Below are 19,110 nucleotides of genomic sequence, written 5' to 3' on the forward strand. Positions count from 1 at the left end.
ACCGGATGCACGCGGAGAACCGGTCGCTCCTGGACGAGGAGGAGGCGGGCAACCAAGCGGTCGCGATGCTGGACGCCGCCCTGCCGCTGCTGGCCGGGGTGCTGAACCCGGTGGACCACAAGGAGGGGTGCCGCCCGCACGACTGCCGGTGTGCGTGTGACCGGCGGCAGTACTGCCCGGACTGCCACCGCTGCGTGTGCTGGCGGTCGGAGTGCTGCGCGGAGAAGGCGATCCGGTGGCGCGCCGAGGAGGAGTGGGCGCGGCTGGTCGCCGAGGCCGGCCTCGGGCCCGAGGAGACCGACGCCGAAGTCCCGACCGCCTGAGCGCTGCGCCCGGTCTCCGAGTGCGAGAGACCGGGCGCGCCGCCGTCCCAATGGTGCAGCTCTGAGACGTGAGAGGGCGTTTCCCCTGTATCCATAACGCCAGATTCTCATTGCTGTACTATTGACGGTGTTGGTGGAGAGCACCGCCAGCCGCCCCGAACGAAGGACACGCAGATGAGGACCCTCCCGGCCAAGGTTCAGACCGCCGTCCACGTGGCCACGCTCGCCCGCAAGGCCGGTCTGCCCATCCCCGCCAAGGTCCTCCCGATCCTCGAAGCTGCCGCCGCCCCGTGGCCGGCCGAGTGGCTCCTCGCCCCGCTCCCCGGCGACCCGATCCGCGTGGTTGAGCTGTTCGCGGGCCCCGGCGGCTGGTCGGAGGGGATCGCCGCCGTCCTCGGCGTGGCCATCGACTCCTGCGGCGTCGACATCTCCCCGGACGCCTGCGCCACCGCCCGCAAGGCCGGTCACCGCCGCATCTGCGCCGACATCACTACCCTGGACCCCGAGCACATAGCGCTGCGCTACACCGTGGCGGTCATCATCAGTCCGCCGTGCCCGACCTTCTCCCCGGCGGGCAAGCTGTCCGGCCTAGAGGCCCGCAACATCGGGATCCTGTGCGATGCCATCTCCTACGTGGGCGAGGCCGCCGGGTTCCTGCCGGTGGAGGAGGTCTTCGACTACCACGACGAGGACGACTACGACGAGAACGGGGACTGCCCCTGCGGCCCCTACGACGGCTGCAATGCCCACTTCGCCCCGCGCTCCGGCGCCACCTGGGACGAGGTCCGCGAGATGGCCGCCGACGTGAGCGACCCCCGCATCGCGCTCATGCTGGAGGTCGCCATCTGGCCGATCGCCCTGCAGGCCGCCGGTGCGCCGATCCGCTGGATGGTTATGGAGCAGTCCAGCAACCTGCCCGAGGACATCCTCGACGACCTGTCCACAGAGCTCACCTGCGCTGAGTGGTTCTACACCAACCGGGAGATCATGGAGGCTGCCGACTACGGCCTGCCCTCCCGCCGCAAGCGCGTCTACATGATCGCCTCCCGCCGCTACTCCCCCACCACCACCCGCCGCATCCGCCCGCTCCCCGCCACCACCATGGCCCAGGCCCTCGGCTGGAAGCCCGGCGAGCGTGTCAACACTCGCGGCAACCGCCCCGTCGACCCGACGACCGGCCGCGCCAAGGGCGGCAACACGTTCTCCGCCGACGGCCCCTCCTGGTGCCTCACCGGCAAGTCCCGTACCTGGAAGCGCGAGAGTGACGGGTACCGCCTCACCGAGTCCGAGGCCGGTCTTCTCGTCGGGTTCCGCCGCTCCTACCCATGGCAGGGAAGCCGTACGAGCACCTTCCAGCAGGCCGCCGACGTCGTCTCCCCGGTCATGGCCGCCATCGTCCTGTCTGGCGTCCTGGGAGTCCTCGGAGAAGCCCTCGTACGCGACTACCTAGCGCAGCTCTATGAGATGGACGACATGCTCAACCCCGACGACTACGCGCTAGCCACCTGAAGGCCCGACAACGCCCGGCCCCGCCCCTCGCGGAGGCCGGGCGTTGTCGTTGGTTCGAACTAGGCTCCGAAGCATGAGCACCCCCGCCCCTGCACCCGCCGCGAAGGACTCCAGCGCCCCCGGGCCGGCCACGACCTCACCGGCCCCGTTCGAGCCGCACAACTTCCCCAAGGACCTGATCGCCGCCCAGCACCAGGTCGCCGAGCTGTACGCCCAGCTCCACACCTTCCAGGCCACCCTTCCATGGTCCCGGGAGCCGCACTCCGGCTGGCCGGAGGAGAACGAGCGAGGCAGGGAGCGCCCGGGACGGCCCGAGACGCCCGGCTGGACGGACGGAGAGGCCGCCGAGTACGACCGGCTGTTCGAGGCGCTGCGAGGGGCCACAGCCGCCGTACAGTCCCATTCGTGGTGGGAGCGCTGCGCCCGGGAGGGAATCAAGGGCGCGGACCTCGTCGCTGCCCGGCAGGCCCTCAAGCACGCCAAGGGAGCCGTCCCCCTGGTCCGCGAGGACGTCGACGCCGCCGCCTAACCGGTCACATCGGCCACGGATCCGGGATCGGGCTGGAGGCCACCGCCGCGTCGAGCACCCGGTCCCGTAGCTGGCACGCGAGTTGGTTCGCCTCGCTGATCAGGGATGCGGTGATGGCCTCCGGCTTCCCGGCGAGGACCGCCGCTTTGGCGTCCTCCAGCAGTTGGTGAGCGTCACCCGCGAGTTTCCTGCGGGCGGCGACTTCCTGCTCGTCGACGCCGAACAGTGCGTCAGCGGGCAGAGCGACGGTCAGGCCCTCCAGCTGGGTTTGGCAGGAGGCGGTTTCCTGGACAGCGGCATCGAGGAGTTCGTACGGCACGCCCCTGCAACGATGCGTCGCACCCCGAGTCACCCGTTCGGCGTCTTGATCAGCTCAAGAGGTGAGGAGCGCCGGGCCCGGTCCTGTCGGATCGGGCCCGAGACCGCATAAACGGCGGTCTCCTCGCCGCCGAACTCTAGATCACCTACCTGTAGACGAACGCCCCTGCGGCCCTGTCACGCCCAGCGGGGCCGCGTCTGGGGTTCGTCTCTGCGGTCGGCCCGCGACGGCTCGAATGGGCTCCGGTGCGCCCACCCGCAACCCCGGCTGAGGCCACCGGTACTTGCGCTCGACCACGGTCGTGTCCCCGCGCAGATCCACGAGCACCTGGTAGACGACCGAGTCGTCCGCCCAGACCTGTTTGGCCACGACCGTCGCCCACCGGTAGCGGCCGTTCGCCCATACCCACAGGGCCGGGGGATCGACACGCGGCCACGTCCACACCACGGGCTTCGGCCCGTCCTCGGGACGCCACGGACGAGTCACCGCCGGCTCCGGGATGCTGCTCATGTCCTCGACTGTAGGCGGCCAATCCCGGGGCACCACAGGGCAGGGCGCGACGCAAGACCGTCCAGGCCTCCACGATCCGCAGCCTCATCCCCTGAGTGGAAGGCCACGCCGTGAAGACCAAGCCCCTGCCGAACGACCGCCCGTCCCACCTGCTGATCGTCGCTGTCACGGTCGGCATCATCGTCCTCGGCCTGGTGCTGGCGGCGCTTCTCGCCGACGACGACAGCACGAGCACCCGCCACTGCCCCATGACCACGGTGACCACGGTCAACCCGGCGACGTGCCTGCCGTACGGCAGCTCCGGCGGAGCAGCAGCCCCGGGTACCAACGATTCCGGGAGCAGAGCGCGGAAGCCCGCCCAGAAGCCCCCGGCCGCGAAGGTCCCGGCAGCCCCGAAGGCCCCGGCCGCGCCGCCCCGCGTCTCCATGGGCAAGCGGTGACCCGCCCCGAGTGCGGCTGGCGCCTCGGCCTGTGCACCGGATGCGAACTGTGCCCCACCCCGCAGCCACGCCCGGCGAGCACGCGACACAAGCCGTCCAAGGCGGACACGGTCCGCGGGCTCAGTTCCCGTACGGAAGGACTCCCCGTGTCAGACCCCGCCCCCCGCAAGGCCCCGTGCAGCTCCCCGTGCCCGGCGGCACTCGACTCCGTCGAACTCGTCGCTGACCCCTGCAACAGCCGGTGCCAGCGCTACAACCTCGTGATCGTGGCCCTGCTCGTCGTCAACCTGTTCGTGACGCTCGCGGGCATCGCGATCGGTGTCGTTCGCTCCGACTCCTCTACGACCCCGCCGCCCCCCGTGTCGAACGCACCCGTCGACCCGAGCCCCAGTTCCCCGCCAACCGAGGACCCGACGGTCGGCCCGGAGCCCACGCCGTCCGTACCCGACCCGGGCCCAACGGCGTGCAACATCTTCGACCCCGAGTGCTCGCCCGGCACCGAGGTCTGACCGCTTCCACCCCCGCTGTGCCCCGTCCGGACGACTCCCCGGTCGGGGCGCAGCGCTGTCTGCCCCGACCAAGCACGATTCGGACGCCGACCGGCGCAGTGATCGACATCTCACCTCTGACCTGGGATGGAGCCGGACGTAAGCGGTTCTTGATCGGCAGGGTGCCCGCTCGCCCGGAGGCCGTGCCCTGCGGCCGTCACCTCGACGGCCCCACGGCCGGGCAGATGGGAGGTGCCGTGCAGACACACGTCCAGCAGGCGCTCGACAGTTGGCACGGGGCATGGGAGCTCCACCAGGAGACGGCTCAGGGAGCCTTCACCGCGGCGTTCCCCGCCCTTACGCCCGCCACTCGGTGCCAGTGCTTCGGGCCCACCCTGCGTTGGGTGACACCCGGAGAAGGGAGGGGGAAAGTCTGCCTCGACGACCATGGGCGGGCCACGATCGAGTTCGAGAACGTCCCGAAGGCGGCCGTCGGCGCCGCTATGACGGAGTGCTGGGGCGTCGACTGGTTCGACGAGGGCCCCGGCGGGTTCGCGGCCGCGGAGCCCGGCACGTACTCGTACGAGGACGAACAGACCTACGCGGAGTACGGGTTCGACGTCAACGCAGACGGCACCGTCACGTTCGCGATCTCCTACGTGAAGGTCGACGACATCGTGACGATGCTCGATGCCCTCGAGCGGGCCCTCGCCGACCAGCGCCCGGACTGACCCGGCGGGGTGAGGTGACGCAGTTCCCGGGCTGGTACCGCGTCACCTCACCTGTGCCCGTCGCCTCAAGGCAGGTGACTCGTTGGGCAGGCCGGAAGACGCCAACGAGGAGGGGACCCATGGCCACCGACGACTTTCCCGCGTACCCGGAGCACGCCGCGCATGAACGGCAGACGCGCGCGGCCGCGCTGATGGCCGAGTACATCAGGGCATCGGGGCAGAACACCGGCCTGCCGCTGCTCACATGGACGGTGACGAGCGGCGGCGCGCTCACTGGAGAGTGCGCGTTCCGCGAGCGGGAGGAACGTGTACGCGCCTTCGACGCCTGGGCCGACTATCTCGGGGGTGAACGCGACGACACCGACTTGGCCGCCCGCATTGTCTTCTACAAGGGCGAGGACGACCTACGCTTCGCGGTCGTCCTGCTCGCACGGGATTACGACGCCCAGCGGGACGCCGTCGCCGCCTGACCGGCACCGGCCCAGCCTCACCCTCGTTGGCATGGCATGACGACCACGGACGAACTCGCTGACGCCCTCGCAGAGAGCGCCTGTGTGCTCGCCGACTCTGGCTCGTGGAGCGCGACCGCACTCGACGACGCGCTGACCGCCACGGAGACGCTGCTCGAAGCCCTGGCGGAACGCCTCGACCCCGCGGCCGCGCACCACCTGTCGGCCGTGCGACCCGCGCTTGCCCGGCTCCGGGAACACCTCGGAGAAGCCCCCGAACCGCCCGCCGGACGGTCGGAGCCGGCCCGCTCCCGACGCCGCAGGATCGGCCTCGGTCCTGGCGCTGGTCAGGTCCTCGCCCGCGCGCCGAAGGCGTAGCGCGCGACGCAAGCCGCGGTCGTCCCTACGGTCCACGGCCATGCTCACGACCGCCGGCCCACCCCGCCCCCGGATGGCAGCGCTCGCCGTCCGTGCCCGGAACATCGTCGACTCCGGCCTGTGCACCCGAACCTCGGCCGTCCCCGACTGGCCCGCCCGCCTCGACCAGCTAGAGCACCTGACATCCGCGCCCTCCGCGATACGCAGGGCCACCCTCGCTCGCCTCGACGACGAAACCGTGTGTGACCTTCTGGTTCTGTCGTACCTACGCCACGGCACCCCCTACGCCCTGTGGGCGGACACCCCGTCGGGGTTCATCGAGGACGTCCTCGCGCTGCGTACGTGGGCCCGGCTCCGCACGGTGCTGGACACCACGGTGGAACATCCGCGCGTAGTCGCTCCAGCCTGCTTCGGATCGGGTGCCCGCCGCCACCTGGCGCCGCTCCTGGCGCTGTGGCACGTCGCCGTGCGGCGCGACCTTGACGCCATGGCCGTGATCGTCAGCCCAACCAGAGAGATCGCTGACTACGCGCGGCGGCACTTGCTGCGCCTCGCCGAGCAGGCCGGGCTCCGCGAACCGGCCGTGCACTGCATGACTACGGGCACTGATCCGGGCGACCAGTTCGCTCTGGCCGGCCTCTACACCCCTGATGCTCTGGTCATCGCGACCGACGCCGGACGCTTCCATCCCGTGCAGGGTGCCGCCGTCGACCACGTCCTCGACGAGCGCGCCCGGCTCGTCGCCATAGGCGTTCCGGAGCCGACCCCTGGGACCTGGTTCGAGCGCCTGGCGCGGCGGGATACCAGCCGTACCGTCCCCATGGCCGTGTCCGATCTCCCCTCGGTCACCGGCGAGGAGCTGGGGCCGTGCACCTCCTGTCCCGCCGAGCACGGCGCGCACTCTCCGGCGCTGCACCTGCCGGACGCTCGGTGGGCGGCCCGACAGATCGCCGCCCACGGGCCCACGAACCCGCTCGTCGTCACCCGCATTCACGCCGGGTTCCCCGGGGCCGTCGTAGCCGTCGACGCGACGTAAGCGCACCGGGCGGCTCATGGTCCTGGCTCGCTCCCGCCGTTCCCTCGCGGCTGCCGTTCCCGGCTGGCCCGACGCGCGAGGGCAGGACGGACGTACCGCCGTGGCGGCAACGAACCTCGCCCCCGCCGGGCAAGAAGCCCTGATACCCGTCGAGGAGCTGACCGGCCCCGAGCCGGTCCTGCACTGCGCCAACGCCCTCGACCTGATCCCGACCCTCCCTGACGCGTCCGTGGACGCGATCGTGACTGATCCGCCGTACGAGCTGGGGTTTCTCGGGAAAGCGTGGGACGCCTCCGGCATCGCATACAGCGTCGACCTGTGGGCGGAGTGCCTGCGCGTCCTCAAGCCGGGCGGGCACCTGGCCGCGTTCGGCGCGACCCGCACCTACCACCGCATGGCCGTGGCCGTGGAGGACGCCGGGTTCGAGATCCGTGACTCGCTGCACTGGCTGTACGGCACGGGCTTCCCCAAGGGCCAGGACGTCGGCAAGCTCATCGACCGGCGCCGCGACGAGCACCCGGCCCGCCGCCGCTTCACCGCAGAGTTCGCCGAGCTGCGCGACGCCGCCGGGTGGACGAACCCGCAGATCGACGCCCTGTTCGGCTTCAACGGCATGGCGCAACACTGGACGACGCAGCGCAGGAGCGCCGCGGTGCCGACCGTCGAGCAGTGGCAGAAGCTGAAGGCAGCGATGGGCGTCGAGCCTCCGGCCGAGCTCGAGGACCTGGTGCACGAGCTGAACGGGCGGAAGAACGAGCCCGGGGAGGCCTGGGCGCAGCGGGAGGTCGTCGACCGGGGCTACCGGGTACGTAGCCGCGAGTCGGACGTGCCAATCGCCGCGGTCAGCAAGGGCGTGTACGACGTGACCGTCCCGGCGACCGCTGAGGCCGCGCGCTGGGACGGTTGGAACACCTCCCTCAAGCCCGGCCATGAGCCGATCGTCCTGGCCCGCAAGCCGCTCGAGGACACCGTCGCCGGCAACGTCCTGGCGCACGGCACCGGGGCGATGAACACCGCGGCGTGCCGGACCCCACCGGGCGCCCCGGAGGGGCGGTGGCCGACGAACGTCGTGCTGTCGCACGCGTGGGCCGTCGACGCGGACGGCTGGATCGTCGACGGCTGCGCGGACGGCTGCACCGAAGGGTGCCCGGTCGCCGAGCTGGACGCCCAGTCGGGACTGCTCACCTCCGGGGCGAACCCGCGACGCCGCGGCGCGGACAAGTTCCGCGACGTCTACGGCGACTTCAAGGGACAGGCCGTGTGCAAGCCGGTCCGCGGTGCAGACTCCGGCGGCGCCTCGCGGTTCTACCCGGCGTTCCGCTACCAGGCCAAGGCCCCGACGAAGGAGCGACCGCGCCTCCTGGACGGCACCGTGCACCCCACCGTGAAGCCGGTCGCGCTGATGCGGTGGCTCGTCCGGCTGCTCACCCCGCCCGGCGGGCTCGTCCTGGACCCGTTCGCCGGGACCGGCACGACGCTCGAAGCCGCCCGCCTGGAGGGCTTCCCGTCCATGGGCGTCGAGGAGAAGTCCGCGTACGCCGAACTGTGCCGCCTCCGGCTGCGCCGCGACGTCGTGAGGGTGGGTGCCTGATGTTGCGCAGATCCTTCGACACCGTCCGCCTCCCCGGCGGACTCCACCTCATGTTCCAGAGCGTCGCCGACGACGGCGGTACCCTCCGCACCTGGCACACCATCGGCCTGCCAGTACGGCTGACGCTCACCACGGTGACGCAGACCCGGGATGCCTACTACGGCCCCGCCGACAACCGGCCGCCGGGCCAGTGGAAGCGGGTTCTGCGCGCGCTCGCCACGGCCAACGGGCGCCCGACCTCGTACTACTGCCCGTCCATCCCACCGTCCCGGCGCGGGGTCGCCCTGGCCGTACCGCGCTACACCGTTGAACTGCGCTGGGAGACCCGCCGCTGGGACGAGGCGGTGACCGAGCACCTGCAACGGCCGTGCCCGGCCTGCAGGGCCGCGGGGTGGCGCCGAGCAGAGGACGCGACGTAAGCGTCGGCCGCCGTCCACTCTCCCCGCCTCGCCCCAGGGCGCGCCCCAGGACCGTGAACCACGCGGCCCGGCGCCCGGGGCAGGCAGGAGACCAGTGCTGTGGCACGACGACGGACCGGGCCCACCGCTGTGGTGAAGGCCCTCGTCTTCGACCGGGACGGCGGCGCCTGCGTGCGCTGCGGGGCTCTGGAGGCCCTGACCGTCCACCACCGCGTGAACAGGGGCATGGGCGGGGCGCGGGAGCCGTGGATCAACCAGGCTCACAACCTCCTGACCGCGTGCACCGTGTGCAACGGCTGGTTCGAGGACAACCCGCGAGAGTCGTACGAGAAGGGATGGAAGGTGCGCCGGCCGCAGCTCCCCGGCGAGGTCGAGGTTCACTACGCGGACGGCCGCCGGTACATCCTCGCCCCCGACGGCGTGCGCTCTACGACCGTGGCGGCCGCCCGATGACCGCCCCCGGCCGCACCCTCGTCGTCCCCGTGACCGCCCAGTGGTATCTCGCCGGGTGGCGCAGCAAGTACCGCCTGCGCGCGAAGGCCATCCGCGCCCACGTCGACGGCCGCGAGAGAATCATCGGCGTCGCCGCGACGCTCCTCGGGTACACCGTCGCCCTCGGCGTGTTCGCCGAGCCGTGCCGCGCCACACGCGGCTGGTATCGCGACTTCGGTCACCGGTTCGGCCGGTACACGATCGGTGGCTGGCGAACCATCCGGCGCGTGCCCGTGTCGACCGGCTGGGCGTTCGGCGGAAACGGCAGCCGCATCGGCTGCACCGTCACGGTCGCCTCCCGCACGCTGATGTGCGCCAAGCTCGCCACTCGCGCCGACCTGCGCGCGAGCCGGGAACGCCACGGTGACCTGCACAGGAAGGCCGCACAATGAGGCGCCGACGCCAGTGCCCCAGCTGGACGAAGCGCGAGATCGGCCTGCAGTGCCAGCGGCGCGCTCGGCACGATGGCCCCCACCAGGCTTCGTTCTTCGACCGCGCGCCCACCCACTTGCAGTGGGAGGACGGTGCCAACCAGTTCGGTTACGAGGTGCGCCCCGGCACGGTCCGCTACCGGCCGGCCGAGACGCCGTCCCTCGCCTACCGCCTCGGCGAGTGGACCGCGTCCGTGCTGTTCCGCGCCACGTTCGGCGTGCTGATGTGGGTGGTGTGCTCCCCCACCGCGGCGGTCACGTACTGCCTCGTCGTGGTGCTGCTGCTGTCGGTCCGGCAGCCGCGCGGTCTGTGGCTCGGCCGGTGGCTGCTGTGGTCCGCCCACATCCCGCGGAGCCAGTTCTTCGGCCTCGGCCGGATCGCCGTCACGGACACCCCCCGCGATCCAGCCCCAGGGCAGGCCAAGACCAGGGATGGTCAGGGAAGAGTGTTGATCTTGGGAGGTGTCGCGTTCGCGGTGCTCCGGTGCAGGTCAGCGCCCGCACGGCGCGAGCACCCCTGACAGGATTCTTGTGGCTGTACTATTCTCCGTAGTGCGCGCAGGCATGGGGTTGCCCCAGTCGGCGTCAGGCGCAGCACAGCGCCACTGCTTGAGATGGAGAACGGCAGCCATGCCCAAGGCCGGAATCACCTACTCGAAGAAGCACATCGAGAAGTCCAACTTCGCGGAGATCCGCAAGCAGGTCGAGAGCGACGTCAAGGAGGAGTTGGGGGCTATCACTCGCCCGGACGACCGGGTCGAGCGCGCCGCCAACATCATCCGCCAGGCGGACGCCGAGATCGCGCTGCACGCCGAGGACCGCGACAAGGCCGTCGCCTCGCTCTGGTTCTACGAGCAGGTCCTCGGACTCGCCGCCGCGACCGGTGTCGCTCAGAACGCATACCGGGAGATCCTGAGCAAGGTCCTGTACGGCGACCCGAAGCAGGCGAGCCCCGCGGCCGCCAGCAACGAGGAACTGGTCCAGATCGCGAAGGACGCGGGCCTCAAGCGTGTCGACGATGCCGACGAGAAACTTCCGGAACTGGCGCGCATCGTCTTCACGGCGCGCGCCCGCCGAGCGGCCGCGGTCGTCTTCATGCGGAAGGCGGCGCTGGCCCTGTCCCAGGAGCCCTACGGCTGGAGCGTCGAGAAGATCGCCGAGCACGCCGGCGTCGGCACGAAGCTGATCTACCAGCAGCAGAGGACAGCCCGCCTCAACAACGAGCGCTGACTGGTTCCCCTCGTCCGCGGACCGGCCCCGAGCACCACCGGGGCCGGTCCTTTCGTTGTCCCCCAGGTCAGACCGGGGCCTGAAAATCAGGCGCCGGTCACCGGGGCCTGAAAATCCGGCTTCCGGTGAAACGGACGCCGGGGGACCGGGTGCCGGAAGATCAGGCGCCTTTAGTAACAAGATCAAGGACCACAATGAAGTAAGAGTTCCGATGCCTTCGCTTCGCTCAGGCATCGGCGCGCATCCCCTCCAAGAGGCCTCGAACCGACCACGAGCGCAGGGGCGGCGAAGGGCCAGCAACAGCGGCGGGTGTCACAGAATCCGGCCGTCCGGCGTTCCACCCAGCATGACGACGCGAATCCTCCGGACCATGCTCCCGCCGAACCTGACCCGCCACTTCTACGAGGCCCGCCGCACCTTCCTCCAGAGCGCGGGGCAGGAGTCCACCCCGTGGTTCCAGCTCTCCCCGGTGGAGCGCACCGTGGTCGAGTCGGAGATGGAACTGTTCCGACAGGCGATACGTGCCGCCGAGGAGGAGCAGGACCTGCTCGCCAGCCTCAACAAGACGGCCGAGGCCAGTCGGCCAACCGTCGCGGACACCGCGGCCGCCGCAGACGACGGCGCTGCGGCGAACTGCGAGTGCCCCGGCTGCTCCGCCGTCGCTGCCCTCCTCGAACTCCTGGCGCGGACGCCCAAGGGCCTTCTGGACACCGTGCCGCAGACCAAGGTCACCAAGGGCCCGTTCGCGGTCAAGGTCGTCCTCCTCGACATCGAGAGCGCGCCGGCGGCCGACGAGGAGAGCACCCGACTCCGGAAGGTCGCCGAGGACGCCGTCACCCAGTGGGTAGCCGCAGGGAAGCCGCTCGACGTCGTCGACGACACGAAGCCCGGCCCCTGGGGTTTCTCCTCGCGCTGGCTCACCGTCGGGGAGCTGGACGATCTGTTGGGCAAATCCTCGAGCTTCGACCGCATGCGCTGGAACCGCTGGAAGCCCTCCAGCCCGCAGGCTTTCGTCCGAGACATCGGGGTGTAACAGGATTCGGCCCCCTGACGTACTACAGGGTGCGGCTGGCCCTCTGACCCCGAGATCCCCTGGGGAAAGCAACTCCGGTCCGCACCCCCCTCGGCCGGGGTGACGGTCCCTGCTCCATCTCCCCGGTGCAGGGGCCGCACTCCGGCGACAGATCTCCGGTACGGGCGTCACCCCTGGCAGGCAGGCGGCGGCACCGAGTTCATGTCCGTGCCGGAACCTGCGGCCTGGCCGCCGGTCTGGGCATGGACCCCGGCCAGGCCGCGACACTAGATCCTCGCGGGCGGCACCTTTCCCGCCATGGCCCGCAAGCAGCTCTCGCCCCCAGCACGCCCCCGCGTGGTGCCCCCGGCCCGGGAGCTGCGGAACGGGCGTCAGCCCGGCGTCGTCTCCCGCGACGCGGCCAACGTCGCCGACATCCTGCTCCGCGCCCCCGCCGCCACCCGCCGTCGCGCCTTCAAGCACGAGGTCACCGCCCGCGAGCGGCCCCACGTCATGCGGGAAGTCGAGCGGGCCACTGGCTCCATGTACGGCCTGTGGCACGACACCCCCAGCGGCTTCATCGAGGACGTCCTGGGCGAGTCCATCTGGAGCCGTCAGCGCGAGATCGTCGACGCCGTCCCCTTCAACAAACGCATCGCCGTCCCGGCCGGCTTCGGCGTCGGCAAAACATGGATCGCCGGGAGACTCGTCGCCTGGGCCGGAGCCGTCAACGCCCCCGGAACCATGGTCATCGTCACCACGGCGACCCGATTTCGCCAGGTTCGAAATCAGCTCTGGCCCCACATTCGAAAGACCATCGCGCGTGCGGGCCTGCCCGGCTACTGCGACACCACCCAGTGGAAAATCCCCGACCAGTGGGGCAACGACGTCATCGTCGCGTACGGCTTCACCGCACCCGAGAACGACGAAGCCGCGATGCAGGGCATCCACGGCACGCCCAAGCTCCTCATCGTCGTCGACGAGGCCGGCGGCATCGCCCGAACCATCGGCAACGGCACCAACAACTTGCTCACCGGCGACGCTCGCATGCTGGCCATCGGCAACCCGGCGATGGACATGCCGCGGAGCTGGTTCGAGGCCCTGTGCGAGGAAGGCGACGACCCCGAAGAGCCGTCCACCGTCACCATCCCGATCGCCACGTTCGCCTCACCGGCAATCACTGGCGAACGCGTTCCGTACTGCAACGACTGCCCCTCCGGTGTACCCGTGCACTCCCTCGCGATCCACCTCCCGGACCAGGAATGGGTGGACCGCACGATCCGGGAGTACGGCGAGGATCACCCGTACGTGATCGCCAAGGTGCACGCCCGCTTCCCGAAGGGCGGCGGAGGCCTCGCGATACCCGTGACCTGGGTCGAGGACGCCCAGAATAGCGATGACCCGTCCGGGCCCGGCTGGCACCGGCTGTGCGACCTCGGCCTCGACGACGAGACGGCCAAGCACACCGTCCGCGAAGGCGCCTGGGTCAGGCTCGGCGTCGACGTAGCCGCCGACGGAGGCGACGAATTCACGATCTACCGGTGCGTTGGAGACGCCGTCGAGATGCGGCACGCCTCCTCCGGCACCGCCAACGACAACCAGGTGAAGGTCGCCGAAAAGATCCTCGAGGAGATCCGCGCGGCGCAGCGCCTCGCGGCCGCCCTGAAATCCCCCCACCCCGTCCGCGTGAAGATCGACAAGAACGGCATCGGGCACGGCGCGACGAGCATGCTGGAGGTGTGGGCGGAGAACGGCACCCACGAGGCACAGATCGTCGGCGTCATGGTGTCCGAGTCACCCACCCAGGACGACCCGGGCGCGGTCATGCGCCCGTACCGCAAAAGGGATGAGATGTGGCTCGCCACCAGGGCGCTACTCCAGCCGGACCCCTCGACCGGCATCGGCCGGCTACGCCTGCGCGTCGACCGGCAGGCCGGTATCCAGCTCTCCACGCCCAAGCTGGGGTCGAACACCGCCGGGTACAGCATCATCGAGTCGAAGAAGGTGATGAAGGCCCGCGGCATGAAGAGCCCCGACCGGGCAGAAGCTGCCCTGCTGTCCGTGTACGAGCCGGAGCCCCTGAACCAGACGCGCCGCCGGGGCCTGCTCAACTGACAGAAAGCCCCGGCTTCTTCGCCGCTGCTACTGGGACCTTTACAGATCGTCGGGCACGAGGAACATCGCTGCGGCCATGGCGGGCAGTGCGTCAATCTCGGACAAGGCCTCGACGAGGTTCTGGCGGGCACTTTCCAGCTCAGCGGGGATCTGCCCGGCTCGCTCGTCCTCGGTGGAGAACACCGCCGAACACGCCAGCAGCGCGAGCAGCGCGCTCGACGCACGGGCAGCCGCCGCGATCACCGGTCCACAGCCCTCCTTGTCCATCCCCTTGAGCAGCTGCGAGACCTGTCCGGTCTGCCAGTGCAGCGCCCCCACCACCCCGGGGCCGTCGGCACCGGACGCCTTGAGCACCTGCTGGCGGGCCAGCCCCAGCTCCTTGCCGCCCGCGCCCCGGGCGAGCATGTGGCCTTCCGCGAGCATCCCCGCCCCGATCGACGCGCCGTACAGCGCGTTGGCCAGGACGGCGGCCAGTACGTGCTCGCCGCCCACGGCCTGGGCCTGCTCCCCCAGCTCGTCGGCGGTCGGCGGCTGGGCGTACACGCCGAGCGCGGTGAGCGCTGCCGAGAATTCTGCTGCGCTCGGCGCGGGCTCGGGCGCCTGGTGCTGGTTCGGGATTGCCATGGCCCGGATCCTATGAGGGCCGGAGGGGCGGCAGACACGCCTTCCGTGGAACTCCCCACGAACGGGTTCTCGGCAAGCGCTGCATCCAATGTCGGCGAGAGACGGCAATATCTAGTGTCATGACTTCGCCCGTCCGCAACTTCAGCGCCAGCGGCGACCGCTCGACGCCCGCGGTCGCGCTCAGAGCCGTCGCCTCGACCGCGTCCGCGATCGTCGAGCTGGAACGGGTTCTCGACGTGTTCCGCACGGTCAACCGCACGGCCAAGGACGTCGTGTCCGACTCCCGCCTGCAGCAACTCGAATGGGTGGCCTCCGAGCTGGCCATAGCGCTGCCGCTGGGCCTGTCGGAGACGGCCGGCGACTCCCTCGAGGACCTCCTCGCCCCGGACGCAGTCCACGCCTACCTGCTTCTCGGCCGAGGCGGGTACCTGCGGAGCATGCCCATCGTGTCCACCGACCCCACCAGCGTGGACGCGTCCGAGCGCATCCGGATCTACTGCCTGGAGGCGTTCGCCCGGCACGCCCGGCTGCCGTTCGAGGCCCCCGAACTCCCCCCGATGACGCTTCGCCCGACCGTCTCCCCCCGGTACGCCGACCTCATCACCAAGCACCTGGAGACCGACGCCGAGCAGTGGACCGAGGTGGACCGGCCCGACGTCATCGTTCGAGGCCTGGCCATGTGGGGTGTCATGCGCGAGGCCCTGCCGCGCCTCGGCGAGCTGGAGTCCATGCTCCTCGACGACCTCACCCTGACCGCGGATGTCCGCACCCTCGCCCTGATCCGGCAGCCGCAGGGCGGGCTACGCGGACGCATGCCCGAACCCGAGACCATCACGCTGACCCCGGACACCGCGCGCCGCCTCGAGGACTGGACGAAGCGCCGCACCGAGCTGATCACCCGCCTGCACGGCAGCGCCCCCCGACACCTGTGGCTGTCGACCCCGCCGCACCCCGACTCCGGCGTACCGATCCACCGCCGCGGCATCAGCAAGTGGTACAAGAAGGTCGCCGACGCTGTGCAGAAGAAGCAGGACGCCGCCGGCGTCGCCGAGGAGGACCTCGTCCCGACCAGGTGGGAGACGATGCGCCGTACGCTCCTCGCCCAGCGCCAGGCCCACGAGGACGCCTGACGGCCCTCAGAGCGCTGGTACCGTCCCCGCATGGATCTCGCCCAGGCTCAGGCCCTCCCCGTGCCTCTGACGGCCGCCGAGCACCGTCAGGTACAGCGCGCCGCGGCTACCGCCGGGCAGAGCGTTGAGGAGTTCGTACGGGCCGCCGTCCTCGAAGCCGCCACGGAACCGCTCCTCGTCGCCCTCCAGCAGGCTGTGGACACCGTCGTCACCCGTGCTGGTCGGATTCAGCACGACTACGCGACCTGACCCTGTTTGCAACAGGACGGTCTGCATTTCGCCCTCGTCGGGCAACAGGCCTTCCCAGCTGATCACAGTCCCGGGAAGCTGCCGCCGTGAACACGCTCCTCGAAGCCCTAGCAGGGCAAGCGGACACGCTCGTCAACGGCGTTGTAGCCCTCGCCGGCGGTCTGGTGATCTGGCGATTGACGAACTGGTCGCGTGACCGCGGCGACCGCCAGACGGAACTGGCCACCTTCCGCGACCGGGCCGACACCCTGATCGTTGCCATCGCCGATGTCCGAGCCTCCGCCGACCTCAACCACCGCCTCTGGGAGCGTCCATGGGAGCAGGTACGGTTCATCGCTCTGGCCCTCTTCACGGCCGTTGGGGAAGGCGCCCGCGTACGCGCCATGGGCGCATCCGAGCGGCAGACCTTCGCTGCCGGCGCCGGTGCGGCCGCGCAGATCGGCCTGCGCGAGATCCACGCCAGTAAGGCCGCCGTCGCCGCCCTGCGCGAGCCCATGATCCGCGTCTATGCCGCAGCGGCGCCCTTTCAGCACCACGAGGATGAGCGTGTTGTCGGGACGACGAACGAACTGCTTGCGGCCATGGGCGACATCGAGAACACCGCCCGGCTCGAAGCGGCACTCGAGTCCTTCGGGCAAGCCGTCGCAGCGGTAGCCCAGCCCCGCCCATCCCTGTGGGCACGCCTGCGGCGCCGTACGAGCCGCCGGTCGATCAGCGCGGGCCCGGGAGCTGACGGCACGTGAAAGGGCCCAGTACCGACGGGGGATGCAGTGGTGACGATCGCCAAAAGGCGGCCCACCGATAGCATGCCGGGCACGCCGACCACGAGGACCTGCCCATGCCCCGCGCCGACACCCCTCCGATCCAGATCAACATCCCTCCGGAAGTAACCGTGGCAGCCGTCCGCCTGGTGACCGCCGTCGCTGGCTGCGGCATGGTCACCGCCGTGGTCGTACTCGGGACGGCGCTGTACGGGCCGGAGGAAAAGAGCAGACGGGCCTACGAACTGCTGGACCGGATCCTGGGGAAGATCCCCCAGCCGCAGAAGCCCGAGCCCTCGCCGACGCCCCGTAACCGCACCCGCCCGACGGCTCGAGGAGAATCCGTCCGGGCCGCTACGCTGCGGCCGTGAACACGCGACGCCGCGGCAAGGGCCGCCGCCGACAGCAGGCGCAGGACACCGGCAGCGCAGTACCGCGCGAGTGGGACACCGCTGCCGCGGAGCGGGAGTTCGCCCGCAACAAGCAGGCCGTGGAGTCCGGGAAGACGTTCCGCGCCCGACAGTCCACCGGCTGGCGCCTGGGCGGATCGCCGTCCAGCGCAGGTGAGATCAAACGCTAGGTGAGGTCGGGCGGCTCGTCGCCGCAGATAACGGCCCGTTATCTGCGGCGACGAGCCTCGGAGAGTGCAAGCGCCCGGACTACTCCGTGCCGTCCTGCTCCTCCCGGGTACGCAGCGCGTCCTCAGCCGTACGCGCCCGCTGCTCCGCAGACCGCTCACGCTCGGCCGCCGCGCGGAGCTCGTCCTTCACGCCGTCCAGCTCAGCGCGCAGCTCGTCGACCCGGCGGTCCTTCGCCGACAGACTGGCGGTCGTCCGCTCGAGTTCGGCCTTCATCCCGGCCTGAACCGTCGCGGCCGCTTCCTTCGTGGCCTGCACCATGGCCTCGGCGTTCCGCAGTGCCTGCTGCCCGTTCTTCTCGGCCTCGTTCGCGCGCTCCTCGGCGGCCGCGGCCTTCCCATTGGCCTCCTCCACCTGTGCCGCAGCGGCAGCCTGCGCTTCTTCGAGTTTCGTGGTCATCTCCGCGACCTTGCGGTCCGCCTCAACCCGGGCCTCTCCTGCCTCGTTCTCGGCGGTCGCCACCTCCTCAGCGGAGCGTCGCCGGATCGCGTCAACCTCGGTCTTTGCCGCCGCGGCGATCCGCTCCTCCTCAGCCTGGAAGTTGGCGCGGGCCTCCCCGACCAGACGGTCAGCTTCCTGCCGCTTCTCCTCCTGCAGGTCGCGCGCTTCCTGGACCTCGCGCGTCGCCTCCGCCTTGACGCGCTCGATCTCGGCCTTGGTCTCCGCCTTGACGCGCTCGATCTCGGCTTTGGCGTCCGCGGCGATCCGCTCCGCCTCGGCCTGGAAGTTGGCGCGGGCCTCTTCGACCAGGCGGTCAGCCTCCGCGCGGGCTTCCTCCAAGGACGTCTGCGCCGTCTCGACCCTGGCGTTGGCTTCCCCGGTGATCCGCTCGACGTCGGCAGCGAACTGGACGCGGGCGGCCTCGAGCTCCGCCGCCATCTGCTCAGCGGCCTGGTTGGCAGCCGCCATTTCCTCCTCGGCCGCCAACTTCGCGTTCTGAGCCGCGATCTTGGCACTGCGCTCCTGGTCGGCGCGCGCGTCGGCCGCCGTGATCCGGGTGTTGGCCTCGCTCTCCACAGCCATCACCTGCGCTTCGGCAGCTTCCGGATTTGTGATCGTCTGCAGCAGGGCGATCCAGCGCTCGACAGAGATAGGGAGTTGCTGGAGCAGACGAACGATTTCCTCGCGGACGTTGACCGCGTCGACCGCGGAGTCGGTGACGGGCTTGTCGCTCTCCGGCTCCGGCACCCCGCCGGCCCGCTTCGCTGCCTTGGCCCGCTCAGCCCGCTCGGCCCGCCACTTCGCACCCGCGTTGTGATCCTCGCGCTCGCAGAACGTGGGTGCTGGACCCGGCGCCTTCGGGTCCTTCTTCGGTTCCCGCGGCGACCCACACCCCGGAAAGTTGCAGGTCGCTCGCTCGGCGTGCTCCCCAACCGGGGCATCGGCGGTGGACTCGCTCATGAACTTCGCTCTCCTGGTCGCTGTGGAAGTTCGGAGCCCGAGTTGTACCACAGGGGATCGATCTCATCCCATCTCAACGCATCACATCCCATCTCAACTCATCACATCCCATCTCAACTCATCACTGTGATGAGTTGAGATGGGATGTGATGAGATCAGTTAGGGTGCTGCCATGAAACCGAGCCGCCGAGACCGCTCGCACGCCCGTAGCGTCATCCGCGTACGCCCCCGCCGTGCTTCTCCTGCGCGGGCAGCGCCGCATCCACTAACCTGTTTGGTGGTCGCCCACGCTGCGGACGACCACG

The 19,110-nt window shown here is 70.6% G+C and carries 26 protein-coding genes; 22 read left to right on the forward strand and 4 right to left on the reverse strand.

Annotation, left to right across the window (positions count from 1 at the left end; translation table 11 throughout):
• From PUR53_RS35780 to PUR53_RS35790, 3 genes are all read left to right on the forward strand, one after another.
• A partial coding sequence (locus tag PUR53_RS35780) for a hypothetical protein (protein WP_329911000.1) occupies positions 1-323 on the forward strand: 323 nt, incomplete at its 5' end.
• A 174-nt stretch (positions 324-497) separates the two neighbouring features.
• A complete protein-coding gene (locus PUR53_RS35785; protein WP_329911001.1) occupies positions 498-1,832 on the forward strand; it encodes a DNA cytosine methyltransferase in 1,335 nt (444 codons plus the stop codon).
• Positions 1,833-1,905: 73 nt separating this feature from the next.
• Positions 1,906-2,361, forward strand: a complete 456-nt coding sequence (locus PUR53_RS35790; protein ID WP_329911002.1) for a hypothetical protein — start codon at positions 1,906-1,908, stop codon at positions 2,359-2,361.
• Between the two features lie 4 nt (positions 2,362-2,365).
• On the opposite strand, the gene PUR53_RS35795 is transcribed toward PUR53_RS35790, so the two are convergent.
• Complete coding sequence (locus PUR53_RS35795) at positions 2,366-2,680, reverse strand: hypothetical protein (protein WP_329911003.1); 315 nt, start codon at positions 2,678-2,680, stop codon at positions 2,366-2,368.
• Between the two features lie 141 nt (positions 2,681-2,821).
• A complete protein-coding gene (locus tag PUR53_RS35800) occupies positions 2,822-3,190 on the reverse strand; it encodes a hypothetical protein (protein ID WP_329911004.1) in 369 nt (122 codons plus the stop codon).
• 110 nt (positions 3,191-3,300) lie between these two features.
• On the opposite strand from PUR53_RS35800, the gene PUR53_RS35805 reads away from it, so the two are divergent.
• From PUR53_RS35805 to PUR53_RS35870, 14 genes are all read left to right on the forward strand, one after another.
• Positions 3,301-3,630 (forward strand): hypothetical protein, encoded by a 330-nt coding sequence (locus PUR53_RS35805; protein WP_329911005.1) that lies wholly within the window; start codon positions 3,301-3,303, stop codon positions 3,628-3,630.
• A gap of 146 nt (positions 3,631-3,776) precedes the next feature.
• Positions 3,777-4,139 carry a hypothetical protein gene (locus PUR53_RS35810; protein WP_329911006.1) on the forward strand — a complete coding sequence of 121 codons (363 nt, stop codon included), beginning with the start codon at positions 3,777-3,779 and terminating at the stop codon, positions 4,137-4,139.
• A 383-nt stretch (positions 4,140-4,522) separates the two neighbouring features.
• Complete coding sequence (locus PUR53_RS35815) at positions 4,523-4,849, forward strand: hypothetical protein (protein WP_329911007.1); 327 nt, start codon at positions 4,523-4,525, stop codon at positions 4,847-4,849.
• Between the two features lie 119 nt (positions 4,850-4,968).
• A complete protein-coding gene (locus tag PUR53_RS35820) occupies positions 4,969-5,319 on the forward strand; it encodes a hypothetical protein (protein ID WP_329911008.1) in 351 nt (116 codons plus the stop codon).
• A gap of 36 nt (positions 5,320-5,355) precedes the next feature.
• Positions 5,356-5,676 (forward strand): hypothetical protein, encoded by a 321-nt coding sequence (locus PUR53_RS35825; protein WP_329911009.1) that lies wholly within the window; start codon positions 5,356-5,358, stop codon positions 5,674-5,676.
• A 40-nt stretch (positions 5,677-5,716) separates the two neighbouring features.
• The gene (locus PUR53_RS35830) at positions 5,717-6,712 is read left to right on the forward strand and encodes a hypothetical protein (RefSeq protein ID WP_329911010.1); all 996 of its coding nucleotides are present in this window, start codon (positions 5,717-5,719) and stop codon (positions 6,710-6,712) included.
• Between the two features lie 100 nt (positions 6,713-6,812).
• Complete coding sequence (locus PUR53_RS35835; protein ID WP_329911011.1) at positions 6,813-8,303, forward strand: DNA methyltransferase; 1,491 nt, start codon at positions 6,813-6,815, stop codon at positions 8,301-8,303.
• The gene (locus PUR53_RS35840; RefSeq protein WP_329911012.1) at positions 8,303-8,722 is read left to right on the forward strand and encodes a hypothetical protein; all 420 of its coding nucleotides are present in this window, start codon (positions 8,303-8,305) and stop codon (positions 8,720-8,722) included. Before PUR53_RS35835 ends, PUR53_RS35840 begins: the two co-directional genes overlap by 1 nt.
• 99 nt (positions 8,723-8,821) lie before the next feature.
• A complete protein-coding gene (locus tag PUR53_RS35845) occupies positions 8,822-9,175 on the forward strand; it encodes an HNH endonuclease (protein ID WP_329911013.1) in 354 nt (117 codons plus the stop codon).
• Entirely contained in the window at positions 9,172-9,606 is a 435-nt protein-coding gene (locus PUR53_RS35850; RefSeq protein ID WP_329911014.1) for a hypothetical protein, read from the forward strand. The genes PUR53_RS35845 and PUR53_RS35850 overlap by 4 nt, the downstream gene beginning before the upstream one ends.
• Positions 9,603-10,166: a hypothetical protein gene (locus PUR53_RS35855; RefSeq protein ID WP_329911015.1), complete on the forward strand. Its 564-nt coding sequence runs from the start codon at positions 9,603-9,605 to the stop codon at positions 10,164-10,166. Before PUR53_RS35850 ends, PUR53_RS35855 begins: the two co-directional genes overlap by 4 nt.
• A 109-nt stretch (positions 10,167-10,275) precedes the next feature.
• Positions 10,276-10,875, forward strand: coding sequence for a hypothetical protein (locus PUR53_RS35860; RefSeq protein ID WP_329911016.1), 600 nt, complete (start codon positions 10,276-10,278; stop codon positions 10,873-10,875).
• 370 nt (positions 10,876-11,245) lie between these two features.
• Positions 11,246-11,908, forward strand: coding sequence for a hypothetical protein (locus PUR53_RS35865; RefSeq protein WP_329911017.1), 663 nt, complete (start codon positions 11,246-11,248; stop codon positions 11,906-11,908).
• 297 nt (positions 11,909-12,205) lie between these two features.
• Complete coding sequence (locus PUR53_RS35870; protein ID WP_329911018.1) at positions 12,206-14,002, forward strand: hypothetical protein; 1,797 nt, start codon at positions 12,206-12,208, stop codon at positions 14,000-14,002.
• Between the two features lie 39 nt (positions 14,003-14,041).
• Here PUR53_RS35870 and PUR53_RS35875 read toward each other — a convergent pair whose 3' ends face one another.
• Positions 14,042-14,626, reverse strand: a complete 585-nt coding sequence (locus PUR53_RS35875; RefSeq protein ID WP_329911019.1) for a DUF6245 family protein — start codon at positions 14,624-14,626, stop codon at positions 14,042-14,044.
• 119 nt (positions 14,627-14,745) lie between these two features.
• Between PUR53_RS35875 and PUR53_RS35880 the strand changes: the two genes are divergently transcribed.
• From PUR53_RS35880 to PUR53_RS35900, 5 genes are all read left to right on the forward strand, one after another.
• Positions 14,746-15,756: a hypothetical protein gene (locus PUR53_RS35880; RefSeq protein WP_329911020.1), complete on the forward strand. Its 1,011-nt coding sequence runs from the start codon at positions 14,746-14,748 to the stop codon at positions 15,754-15,756.
• A gap of 30 nt (positions 15,757-15,786) precedes the next feature.
• A complete protein-coding gene (locus PUR53_RS35885) occupies positions 15,787-16,005 on the forward strand; it encodes a hypothetical protein (protein ID WP_329911021.1) in 219 nt (72 codons plus the stop codon).
• A gap of 86 nt (positions 16,006-16,091) precedes the next feature.
• On the forward strand, positions 16,092-16,748 hold the full coding sequence (locus PUR53_RS35890) for a hypothetical protein (protein ID WP_329911022.1): 657 nt from the start codon (positions 16,092-16,094) through the stop codon (positions 16,746-16,748).
• Positions 16,749-16,843: 95 nt separating this feature from the next.
• Positions 16,844-17,137: a hypothetical protein gene (locus PUR53_RS35895; protein WP_329911023.1), complete on the forward strand. Its 294-nt coding sequence runs from the start codon at positions 16,844-16,846 to the stop codon at positions 17,135-17,137.
• Positions 17,134-17,346 (forward strand): hypothetical protein, encoded by a 213-nt coding sequence (locus PUR53_RS35900; protein ID WP_329911025.1) that lies wholly within the window; start codon positions 17,134-17,136, stop codon positions 17,344-17,346. The genes PUR53_RS35895 and PUR53_RS35900 overlap by 4 nt, the downstream gene beginning before the upstream one ends.
• Before the next feature lie 79 nt (positions 17,347-17,425).
• Here PUR53_RS35900 and PUR53_RS35905 read toward each other — a convergent pair whose 3' ends face one another.
• Positions 17,426-18,805 carry a hypothetical protein gene (locus PUR53_RS35905; protein WP_329911026.1) on the reverse strand — a complete coding sequence of 460 codons (1,380 nt, stop codon included), beginning with the start codon at positions 18,803-18,805 and terminating at the stop codon, positions 17,426-17,428.
• Positions 18,806-19,110 lie beyond the last annotated feature (305 nt).

The sequence above is a fragment of the Streptomyces sp. SP18BB07 genome, from assembly GCF_036322545.1.
GTDB classification, from domain to species: Bacteria; Actinomycetota; Actinomycetes; order Streptomycetales; family Streptomycetaceae; genus Streptomyces; species Streptomyces deccanensis.

Excerpts from the sequence above, each read along its gene's own strand:
- PUR53_RS35880 (WP_329911020.1), top strand. The coding sequence starts at position 14,746 with ATGACTTCGCCCGTCCGCAACTTCAGCGCCAGCGGCGACCGCTCGACG.
- PUR53_RS35875 (WP_329911019.1), bottom strand. The coding sequence starts at position 14,626 with ATGGCAATCCCGAACCAGCACCAGGCGCCCGAGCCCGCGCCGAGCGCA.
- PUR53_RS35790 (WP_329911002.1), top strand. The coding sequence starts at position 1,906 with ATGAGCACCCCCGCCCCTGCACCCGCCGCGAAGGACTCCAGCGCCCCC.
- PUR53_RS35905 (WP_329911026.1), bottom strand. The coding sequence starts at position 18,805 with ATGAGCGAGTCCACCGCCGATGCCCCGGTTGGGGAGCACGCCGAGCGA.
- PUR53_RS35825 (WP_329911009.1), top strand. The coding sequence starts at position 5,356 with ATGACGACCACGGACGAACTCGCTGACGCCCTCGCAGAGAGCGCCTGT.
- PUR53_RS35895 (WP_329911023.1), top strand. The coding sequence starts at position 16,844 with ATGCCCCGCGCCGACACCCCTCCGATCCAGATCAACATCCCTCCGGAA.
- PUR53_RS35855 (WP_329911015.1), top strand. The coding sequence starts at position 9,603 with ATGAGGCGCCGACGCCAGTGCCCCAGCTGGACGAAGCGCGAGATCGGC.
- PUR53_RS35800 (WP_329911004.1), bottom strand. The coding sequence starts at position 3,190 with ATGAGCAGCATCCCGGAGCCGGCGGTGACTCGTCCGTGGCGTCCCGAG.
- PUR53_RS35820 (WP_329911008.1), top strand. The coding sequence starts at position 4,969 with ATGGCCACCGACGACTTTCCCGCGTACCCGGAGCACGCCGCGCATGAA.
- PUR53_RS35850 (WP_329911014.1), top strand. The coding sequence starts at position 9,172 with ATGACCGCCCCCGGCCGCACCCTCGTCGTCCCCGTGACCGCCCAGTGG.
- PUR53_RS35785 (WP_329911001.1), top strand. The coding sequence starts at position 498 with ATGAGGACCCTCCCGGCCAAGGTTCAGACCGCCGTCCACGTGGCCACG.
- PUR53_RS35840 (WP_329911012.1), top strand. The coding sequence starts at position 8,303 with ATGTTGCGCAGATCCTTCGACACCGTCCGCCTCCCCGGCGGACTCCAC.
- PUR53_RS35885 (WP_329911021.1), top strand. The coding sequence starts at position 15,787 with ATGGATCTCGCCCAGGCTCAGGCCCTCCCCGTGCCTCTGACGGCCGCC.
- PUR53_RS35870 (WP_329911018.1), top strand. The coding sequence starts at position 12,206 with ATGGCCCGCAAGCAGCTCTCGCCCCCAGCACGCCCCCGCGTGGTGCCC.
- PUR53_RS35830 (WP_329911010.1), top strand. The coding sequence starts at position 5,717 with ATGCTCACGACCGCCGGCCCACCCCGCCCCCGGATGGCAGCGCTCGCC.
- PUR53_RS35860 (WP_329911016.1), top strand. The coding sequence starts at position 10,276 with ATGCCCAAGGCCGGAATCACCTACTCGAAGAAGCACATCGAGAAGTCC.
- PUR53_RS35865 (WP_329911017.1), top strand. The coding sequence starts at position 11,246 with ATGCTCCCGCCGAACCTGACCCGCCACTTCTACGAGGCCCGCCGCACC.